At 50.0% G+C, this 9,489-nt stretch carries 11 protein-coding genes and 1 pseudogene; all 12 read left to right on the forward strand.

What is annotated here, in order from left to right:
- Positions 1–125: 125 nt before the first annotated feature.
- The 12 genes and pseudogenes from DWY89_RS13925 to DWY89_RS13985 all read left to right on the forward strand — a co-directional run bounded on the left by DWY89_RS13925 (position 126) and on the right by DWY89_RS13985 (position 9,355).
- Positions 126–314, forward strand: coding sequence for a hypothetical protein (locus DWY89_RS13925; RefSeq protein ID WP_002304353.1), 189 nt, complete (start codon positions 126–128; stop codon positions 312–314).
- Positions 311–652 (forward strand): DeoR family transcriptional regulator, encoded by a 342-nt coding sequence (locus DWY89_RS13930; protein WP_003020305.1) that lies wholly within the window; start codon positions 311–313, stop codon positions 650–652. The genes DWY89_RS13925 and DWY89_RS13930 overlap by 4 nt, the downstream gene beginning before the upstream one ends.
- Positions 645–941 (forward strand): DUF3847 domain-containing protein, encoded by a 297-nt coding sequence (locus tag DWY89_RS13935; protein WP_002594808.1) that lies wholly within the window; start codon positions 645–647, stop codon positions 939–941. Before DWY89_RS13930 ends, DWY89_RS13935 begins: the two co-directional genes overlap by 8 nt.
- Before the next feature lie 525 nt (positions 942–1,466).
- Positions 1,467–1,805, forward strand: coding sequence for a helix-turn-helix transcriptional regulator (locus DWY89_RS13940; RefSeq protein ID WP_003509323.1), 339 nt, complete (start codon positions 1,467–1,469; stop codon positions 1,803–1,805).
- Between the two features lie 186 nt (positions 1,806–1,991).
- Positions 1,992–3,566 (forward strand): MobQ family relaxase, encoded by a 1,575-nt coding sequence (mobQ, locus tag DWY89_RS13945; protein WP_008394607.1) that lies wholly within the window; start codon positions 1,992–1,994, stop codon positions 3,564–3,566.
- 66 nt (positions 3,567–3,632) lie between these two features.
- The gene (locus DWY89_RS13950) at positions 3,633–4,277 is read left to right on the forward strand and encodes a CHC2 zinc finger domain-containing protein (protein ID WP_025544160.1); all 645 of its coding nucleotides are present in this window, start codon (positions 3,633–3,635) and stop codon (positions 4,275–4,277) included.
- Positions 4,246–5,583 carry a virulence-associated E family protein gene (locus DWY89_RS13955; protein WP_008394605.1) on the forward strand — a complete coding sequence of 446 codons (1,338 nt, stop codon included), beginning with the start codon at positions 4,246–4,248 and terminating at the stop codon, positions 5,581–5,583. The genes DWY89_RS13950 and DWY89_RS13955 overlap by 32 nt, the downstream gene beginning before the upstream one ends.
- Before the next feature lie 242 nt (positions 5,584–5,825).
- The gene (locus DWY89_RS13965) at positions 5,826–6,023 is read left to right on the forward strand and encodes a hypothetical protein (protein WP_002595176.1); all 198 of its coding nucleotides are present in this window, start codon (positions 5,826–5,828) and stop codon (positions 6,021–6,023) included.
- A complete protein-coding gene (locus DWY89_RS13970) occupies positions 6,024–7,694 on the forward strand; it encodes a recombinase family protein (protein WP_008394601.1) in 1,671 nt (556 codons plus the stop codon).
- Positions 7,695–7,784: 90 nt separating this feature from the next.
- Positions 7,785–7,868 (forward strand): annotated as a pseudogene (locus DWY89_RS13975) (Maff2 family protein); the annotation flags it as partial.
- Between the two features lie 39 nt (positions 7,869–7,907).
- Positions 7,908–8,774, forward strand: coding sequence for a VirB6/TrbL-like conjugal transfer protein, CD1112 family (locus DWY89_RS13980; RefSeq protein WP_009901636.1), 867 nt, complete (start codon positions 7,908–7,910; stop codon positions 8,772–8,774).
- 41 nt (positions 8,775–8,815) lie between these two features.
- Positions 8,816–9,355 (forward strand): MT-A70 family methyltransferase, encoded by a 540-nt coding sequence (locus DWY89_RS13985; protein WP_107001180.1) that lies wholly within the window; start codon positions 8,816–8,818, stop codon positions 9,353–9,355.
- Positions 9,356–9,489: the final 134 nt, after the last annotated feature.

Consider the following 9,489-nt stretch of genomic DNA (forward strand, 5'->3'; position numbering starts at 1 on the left):
GACAATCTGATAGGGGGATAGTCTACCCTATCGCTGATACTTCGGGAGATTTTAATCGGCTCTATGGCTGTAATTTTGCCGAAAATCGCCCCGAAACCATACACTAAAACGGGAGGAAACACAATATGCCGAGAATGAGCAAAAAGAGGAAGCATGAGCTTTCCTTTTACCTCAATGACCGGGGGCGTGTCACTTACAACGAATTATGCCGGAAATGCCAGCATGGGTGCAAGCAGAGCTTCCGGGCGGTTGTGATTGACTGCCCCCGTTATTTATCCAAACGAGCAAAGAAAAAGGAGGAACACACCGAATGAATTTTGAATTTATGACGATAGACACACCATTGCCGCCCTGTATGCCCTTTCCCAGAGCGTTGACAGGATTTCCAGTCAGCAGCACCGCAAAGGTCATGTACTGCCGGATGCTGGACGCTATGCTCTCCAAAGGTCAGGAGGACGAGAACGGAATCCTGTTTGTCTGCTTCCCTGTCACAGCCATTGCCGCAGTCCTGTCCCGCAGTCCCATGACGGTCAAGCGTTCTCTGAATGAACTGGAAACCGCCGGACTTATCATGCGGGTGCGTCAGGGCGTTGGAGAACCAAACAGGATTTATGTGCTGATACCGGGAAAGGAGGACGCTGCCCTTGCCTGATACCTCAAAGCTGGAAAAGCTCAACCGGGAGTTGGAGAAAAGCGAAAAGAAACTGCGGAAAGCCATCAATGATGAAAAGGCATTGCAGCACCAGTTAAAGCAGCTTACCCGAAAGGAACGGACGCACCGGCTCTGTACTCGTGGCGGTATGCTGGAAAGTTTTCTGCAAGAGCCGGAACGCCTGACAGATGATGATGTCATGCTGTTGTTGAAACTCATTTTTCACAGGCAGGACACGCAGGAACTATTGAAAAAACTGCTGGAACGGGAGAAGCCGGAAACCCCTTAGTTTACTAAGGGCGCAATTATACACCACCCAAAGGTTGGTGCATTGCGTTCTCCGAAGGCTCCTCGCCGGAGGGCTGTGATTTTCCGCAGTCATGGTCTGCTCCAAATCATACAGGGGACGCTACGCTTCCCCTGCGCTGGCTGTCGCCAGCTACCCTTTTGTGGACTTGCCGCCCGGAAACACCTTGCGCTGCAAGCTGTTCCCGTCCAGCAAGTTTTATCAGTCGAGCTATCCTTATCTACGGTAATTTAGTATAATAAGGTCAAAAAACAGAACGCTATCATTGTGCAACCGATATGCAACTGATAATTGCTTGATAGTTGGTGGTAGCAACACGGTAATTCAGATAGAATAAAGCCAACAAAGAAAGGAGGTCATCCAAATGTTAGTAAACATCATTATGATTGTAGTCGGAATAGTTTTCTCATGTATCTTTGTCGGCTTGCTTATCCTTGTTATTCGTGCATTGCTTAAATATATCCGTACAGAGAAATGAAGCCAACAGCAACATTAGGAGGTGGTCAAATGAAAGTAACCGTATTTATGATAATCGTTGGAATAATTTTCTTATGTATCTTTGTTGGTTTGCTTACCCTTATTGTTCGTGCATTACTCAAATATATCCATTCAAAAGATGTACGGCAGGAAAAATCCGTAGTGAGGAAATCGTTGGGTGAAGCACTCAAAGTACACAGAACACAGTGCAAAATGACGCAGGAATTTGTTGCTGAAACGATTGGTGTTAGCAGGCAGGCTGTTTCAAAATGGGAAAATGGAACATCCGACCCTTCCACATCAAATCTTTTTGCACTTGCAAAACTTTACGGTATTTCTGTTGAAGAATTACTAAAAGAAGTTGAATAATCTTCATGCAGATATTTTATTTCATCATCGGGCCACCCTGACCCGAACTTTCAAAACTGAATACCAGCCGCCCACCGGCGGCACCACCGAGCAGGAAATCTGAAAAGGTCTCCTGCTTTTTTTCTGCCCCAAATGAGGTGGTAAAACGCCACCCCATCCACCAATTACCGAAAGGAGGGACACGAAATGCCCTGTCCACACAACGAAATCTCGATTGTGCAGCGAAGCCAACAGCAGTCTGCGGTTGCCGCCGCTGCCTACCAGAGCGGCGAAAAGCTGTTCTGTGGATACGATCAGGAAGTGAAGCACTACCCGGAAAAGCGTGGTATCGTCCACAATGAAATCTTGCTTCCGGCAAATGCCCCACGGTCGTATGCAGACCGCAATACTTTATGGAACGCCGCCGAAGCGGTGGAGAAGCAATGGAATTCCCAGCTTGCAAGGCGGTGGGTGCTTACCATCCCCAGAGAGATACCGCCCGACCAGTACGCCGCCCTTGTCCGGGATTTCTGCAATCAGCAGTTTGTTTCCAAAGGAATGTGCGTGGATTTTGCCATCCATGACAAAGGGGACGGAAACCCTCACGCTCATGTCATGCTGACTATGCGGGCAATGGATGAACATGGGAAATGGCTTCCCAAGAGCCGCAAGGTTTATGACCTTGACGAGAACGGGGAACGGATAAAACTTCCGTCCGGCAGATGGAAAAGTCACAAGGAAGATACGGTTGACTGGAACGACCGCAAGTATTGTGAAATCTGGCGGCATGAATGGGAGATCATCCAGAACCGCTATCTGGAAGCCAACAACCGCCCGGAGCGGGTGGATCTCCGTTCTTATGAAAGACAGGGGCTTGATATTATCCCTACCGTCCATGAGGGTGCTGCTGTCCGGCAGATGGAAAAGCGAGGGATTCAGACCAACATCGGAAATCTGAACCGGGAAATCAAAGCCGCCAACAGCCTGATGAAGTCTATCCGGCAGCTTATTAAAAATCTCAAAGGCTGGATTATCGAGCTTAGTGAAAAACGAAAAGAACTGCTTGCGGAAAAAGCTGCGGAGGAAGCGGTATTTCTTCCCAATCTGTTGATGAAGTACATGGAGGTACGAAAGGCAGAACGGAGCGACTGGACACGGGCGGGACAAAACCGTGGAACTTCCAAAGACTTAAAGGCAGTCAGCGAAGCCCTGTCCTATCTTCAGAGAAAGGGACTTTCCACCGTGGAGGATTTGGAAAACTTTATAGAAACGTCCGGGAAATCTGCCGCCGACTACCGAAAGCAGATGAAGCCAAAGGAAACCCGCAGCAACGTGATTGACGCTATCCTTGCCGCCCGGACGGACTGTAAGGAATGTAAGCCCGTTTATGAGAAATACCAGAAGATATTTTTCAAGAAAACTAAGGAAAAATTCAAGCTGGAACACCCGGAGGTTGCCCGGTTTGAGAAAGCCAGTGCCTACCTTGCCAAGCACCCGGATGATAAGGACAGCACGAAAAAGGAGCTTTTGCAGGAACAGGCGAAGCTTGTGGGCGAAATCGCAGACTTGAAAGTACCGTTGACCGAGGTGCAGGAAGATTTGAAGAAGCTGCGGGACATCCGCTACTGGGTACGGAAAGCCACACCCGGCACAGAGGAAAGCAAAGAGCCGCCCAAGAAGCAGCCCCTCAAAGAAGTCTTGCAGGATAAGGCTGACGAGAAGAAAGCACAGAAAAACGCCCCGGCGCAGACGAAACACAAACAACAGGATATGGAACTTTAACAGGCACTTGCCATTTTCAGATTGAGAATGATAAGTGCCTTTTCTTTTTTACAAGGAGGAATTGATTTGAATGTATTTGAAGCTGTGAAGCAGTCCGTTACGACAAGACAGGCTGCGGAGCATTACGGAATCCGGGTAAACAGAAACGGGATGGCTTGCTGCCCGTTCCACAACGATAAGACCCCCAGCATGAAGCTGGACAAGCGTTTCCACTGCTTCGGATGTGGTGCAGATGGGGATGTGATTGATTTTGTAGCTGCCCTGTACGGGCTGGGGAAAAAGGAAGCCGCCGCACAGTTGGCGAGTGACTTCGGGCTTGCCTATGAGGACTGGAAGCCACCGGGCAGGGCAAGGAAGCCCAAGCCCCGGCAGAAATCCCCGGAAGAACAGTTCCGGGAAGCAAAGGCACATTGCTTCCGTGTCCTTGCCGATTATCTACACCTCTTACGGGTATGGAAAACCGACTATGCCCCGCACTCCCCGGAGGAAGCGTTTCATCCCCGGTTCGTGGAAGCCTTGCAGAAGCAAGCCCATGTGGAATATCTGCTGGATGTGCTGCTGTTCGGGGAGACAGAGGAAAAAGCGGTTTTGATTATGGACTACGGAAAGGATGTGATACAGCTTGAACAGCGAATGGCAGAGCTTGCAGCCGCAGACGCAGCAAGAACTAAAAAACACCATGAACGCCATGCAGCCGCCCCAGAGCGTTGAGGAAGTAAAGGCAACTCTGGAAACCACCGAGAAAGGCGGCGTCCGCCAGAGCATACGGAACTGCCTGACCGTATTCCAGCGTGACCCTGTGCTTGCCGGGGCAATCGCCTACAACATCCTGACCGACCGCAAGGACATCATAAAGCCCATCGGTTTTCACAGAGAAAGCACAGCCCTGACCGATACGGACATGAAGTATCTGCTTCTCTATCTGGAGGAAACCTACGGGCTTACCAGTGAGAAAAAGATTGAAACCGCCATCGGGATTGTGGCGAATGAGAATAAGTACCACCCCATCCGGGATTTTCTGAACAGCCTTGCATGGGACGGGACTGAGCGCATCCGCTTCTGTCTGCGGCACTTTCTGGGAGCTGATGTGGACGATTACACCTATGAAGCCTTGAAGCTGTTCATGCTGGGGGCGATTACAAGGGCATTTAAGCCCGGAAGCAAGTTTGAAATCATGCTGTGTCTGGTAGGCGGTCAGGGGGCTGGCAAATCCACCTTCTTCCGGCTGCTGGCAGTCCGGGACGAGTGGTTTTCCGATGATTTGCGGAAGCTGGACGATGATAACGTGTACCGCAAGCTGCAAGGTCACTGGATAATTGAAATGTCGGAAATGATGGCAACCGCCAATGCCAAGAGCATTGAGGAAATCAAGTCCTTTCTAAGCCGCCAGAAAGAGGTTTACAAAATTCCCTATGAAACTCACCCGGCAGACCGCCCCCGTCAATGCGTGTTCGGCGGCACTTCCAACGCCCTTGACTTTCTCCCCCTTGACCGTTCCGGCAACCGCCGATTTATCCCGGTCATGGTGTACCCGGAGCAAGCCGAGGTTCACATTTTGGAGGACGAAGCCGCTTCCAGAGCCTATATCAGCCAGATGTGGGCGGAAGCAATGGAGATTTACCGAAGCGGCATGTTCAAGCTGTCATTCAGCCCAGCCATGCAGCGGTATCTCAAAGAACACCAGCGGGATTTTATGCCGGAGGACACCAAAGCCGGGATGATACAGGCTTACCTTGATAAGTACACCGGGGAAACGGTCTGCTCCAAGCAGCTCTACAAGGAAGCCTTAAACCACACCTTTGATGAGCCGAAGCAATGGGAAATCCGGGAAATCAACGAGATAATGAACCAGTGCATTACCGGGTGGAACTACTTTTCCAATCCGAGGATGTTTGCGGAATACGGCAGACAAAAGGGCTGGGAGCGTGAAATCCCGGCAACGGACACCGACAACCCGCCCGAAAAATCTATGGACGGTTTTGTGGAGGTCACAGAGCAGATGGAGCTTCCATTCTGAAAATGACAGCCCGTTGCCGACTTCGTTGCTATCCCGTTGCCGAGCCGGTTGCCGGGGAAAATCCCTTATTTCCGGGCTTTTTCCCTCTCTGACAACCAAAACAACAGAAAAATAAAAGAAAAGTATAAATAGTAATCAACGCCAGATTGAGATTGTTTGCAAGGTCTTTTGAAGCCCGTTGCCGGACTTCGTTGCCGACCGTTCTCTGTCTGGCTATTTTCATGTATGGAGGATAACTGCCTATGGCGAAAAATAAGACCAAGATTGAAGTGACAACCGTATTTGACGGGGAACTGGACGCCACCGATGTGTTCGTCAGCCTGATTTCCCAGAAATACGGCAAAACAAATACAAAAGAATATCTTGCTAAAAAGAAAGATTTGAAGTATAATGAAGATGAGGTTCAACAGAGCCAGATACCGTCTGGATTGTGTGGGTAAATGGCTATGATGAACGAAATGGAATACAGAACAATCGGTTCAGCACTTGCCGGGGGCTATCGTGCGGCGGTCTATTGCAGGCTGTCAAAGGACGATGACCTGCAAGGCGAAAGTGCCAGTATCGCAAACCAGCGTGATATGCTGGAAAAATACTGCGAAAAGCAGGGATGGGAGGTTGTGGCAGTCTATCAGGACGATGGCTTCACAGGTCTTAATATGGAGCGTCCTGATTTACAGAGAATGTTGAGAGCCATTGAGCGCAGGCAAATCAACCTTGTCATCACGAAAGACCTCAGCCGACTGGGGCGTAACTATTTGCAAACAGGGCATTTGATTGAGGACTTTTTCCCAAGAAACGGTGTCCGCTATATCGCCATGAATGACGGTATCGACACCCTGCGGGATAACAACGACATCGCCCCGTTCAAGAATATCCTGAACGAGATGTACAGCAAGGATATTTCCAAGAAAGTCCATTCCTCTTATCTTCTGAAAGCGCAGAAAGGACAGTTTACCGGGTGTCTTGCCCCGTTTGGGTATCGGAAAGACCCGGAGGACAAAAACCATCTGCTCATTGACGAGGAAACCGCCCCGATTGTGCGGCTGATTTTCGGATATGCCCTAAACGGTCATGGTCCGAACTATATCCGCAGACGGCTGGAGGAAGAAAAAATCCCCTGCCCCACATGGTGGAACCGGGAACGGGGGCTTCGCAATACCCGCACCAAATGGGAAAAGAAAGACCCGGAAAACGGGCGGTATATGTGGGACTTTTCCGTTATCAAAGACCTTTTGATGAATCCCGTTTACACTGGGGCGATTGCTTCCCAGAAAAAGGACTACCGTTTCAAAATCGGCACGATTGGGGAAAAGAAGCCGGAGGACTGGATTGTAGTGGAAGGACAGCATGAACCGCTGATTGACCGCATGAGCTTTGACATTGTGCAGAACAAGCTGAAATCCCGCCAGCGTCCGGGGCAGACCAATGAAATCAGCCTGTTTGCCGGACTGATAAAATGCGGCGAGTGTGGGAAGTCTCTGACGGTACGCTACACAAACGCAAAACATCCCCAGCAGATTTACTCCTGCAAGACCTACAATGCCTTTGGAAAGAACCACTGCACCCAGCACCGGATTGATTATGACACCCTTTACAGTCATGTGCTGCGGAAAATCCGGGAATGTGCCAGAGCTGCCCTGATGGACGGGAAAGCGGTTGCTGACCGCCTGACCAATACCTGTGAAGCCGAGCAGCGGGAACAGCGGGAAGCAATGGAACGCTCCCTTACAAGGGACGAGGAACGGATTGAGGTTCTGGACAAAATGGTAATGCGGCTTTATGAAGATATGATTGCAGGGCGTATCAGTGAGCAGAACTTCAACACCATGCTGGAAAAGACACAGACCGAGCAGACGGAACTTAAAACAAAAGTGTCCGAGGGCAGAAAGCGGCTGTCCGATGAAGTCCAGCTTGCCAATGACGCAAAACAATGGGTGGAAGCCATTCAGGAATATGCCAACATCACAGAGTTGGACGCAGCCACCCTCAACCGCTTAATCAAAGAAATCGTCGTGCATGAGCGCATTGACGAAGATAAAACAAGACACATTTCTATCGAAATTCATTTTAATCTCAAACCCATCCCGGAGGTGGAACAGGTCACTGCCTGACCTGTCCCGCCGGGACGGTTCTCTTAAAAACACCATATAGATTTTTTGTACGCCGCCGCCCGCCATCGAGCAGAGTTTTACACCTAATTGGGGATAAAACAGCTCATGGCTGGCGGCGGTGTCGTTCTGATCGGCCTTCAGCTTATCCCTCTGCTGTCCGGTCTGTTCAGCTAAGTGTCACCCGTTGTCCCTTTTTCCAGAAGGAGCTGATGTATGGACTTTATCATCGACGCAATCGTTGAATGGCTGAAAGGTCTGCTCGTCGATGGTATCATGGGAAATCTGGACGGCCTTTTCGATAACGTCAATCAGAGCGTTGGCGAGATCGCCACACAGGTCGGCACGACCCCGGCGGACTGGAACGCCGGGGTCTTTTCCATGATACGACAGATCTCTGAAACTGCCATCCTGCCAATCGCCGGGGTCATCCTCACTTTTGTAATGACTTATGAGCTGATACAGATGCTCATAGAACGCAACAACCTCCATGAAGTTGACACATGGATGTTTTTTAAGTGGGTGTTCAAAACCTTTGTGGCTGTGATGATCCTGACGAACACCTTCAATATCGTGCTGGCGGTCTTTGATGTGAGCCAGCATGTGATACAGCAGTCAGCGGGCATTATCCAGAACGGGACAGAGATCACGCCGGATGTGCTGGACAGTCTACGGACAGAACTTGAAGCGATGGAGTTGGGTCCTCTGTTCGGACTCTGGCTACAATCCTTCCTGATCCAGCTTACCATGATTGCCTTAAATATCGTGATCTTCGTCATCGTATATGGCCGTATGACTGAAATCTATTTACTCACAAGTTTAGCGCCTATCCCGTTTGCCACAGTCCCCAACAGGGAAACCGGACACATGGGGCAGAACTATTTCCGCTCCCTCTTTGCGGTGGGCTTTCAAGGTCTGTTGATCTTAGTCTGTGTCGCAATCTATGCGGTGCTGATCCAGAGTATCGCCACCGACGGCGACCCCATCGGGGCGATCTGGGGCTGCGTGGGATATACGGTGCTGCTGTGTTTTACCTTATTCAAAACAGGCAGTCTTGCAAAATCCATCTTCGGCTGCCATTAAGAGACTTCGGGCCATGCTGACCCGAAGCGGAAAGGAGGATCATGCCGAAAGAAAAATTTTCGATAATCTATGCAGATCCACCGTGGCGGTATGAGCAGAAAAACAGGCAGGGATCAGCAGAGCTTCATTATCCCACTATGAGTATTGAAGAAATTTGTTCCCTTCCAGTGGCCGACTTGGCTGCAAAAGACAGCGTTTTGTTTCTGTGGGCAACATTCCCACAACTGCCGGAAGCCTTAAAGGTCATTAAAGCATGGGGCTTTTCTTATCGTTCTGTGGCTTTTGTATGGATAAAGAGGAACCGGCGCTCCTACTCATGGTTTTACGGTCTGGGGTATTGGACCAGAGGCAATGCAGAAATTTGTCTTTTAGCAGTAAAAGGACATCCGAAGCGTAAGTCTACCGGTGTTCACCAGCTTATTGTTTCCCCGATAGAGCGCCACAGTAAAAAGCCGGACGAGGCCAGGCGGAAAATTGTAGAACTGATGGGCGATATACCACGAGTGGAATTGTTCGCCAGAGAAAAAAAGCCCGGATGGGACGTGTGGGGAAACGAAGTTGAAAGCACTGTAAACTTGTAACAGCTTCGGGTCATGCTGACCCGAAGCGGAAAGGAGAAATCCATGCAGGAAAAAAATGCGGGCGGAACACCAGCTGCCCCTATAAAGCTGGATGTAAGCGTGCGGGTCATCGAACCTGTGAAAAACCTCATGGG

The sequence above is a fragment of the Clostridium sp. AF27-5AA genome, from assembly GCF_003478415.1.
Classification (GTDB): domain Bacteria; phylum Bacillota; class Clostridia; order Lachnospirales; family Lachnospiraceae; genus Otoolea; species Otoolea fessa.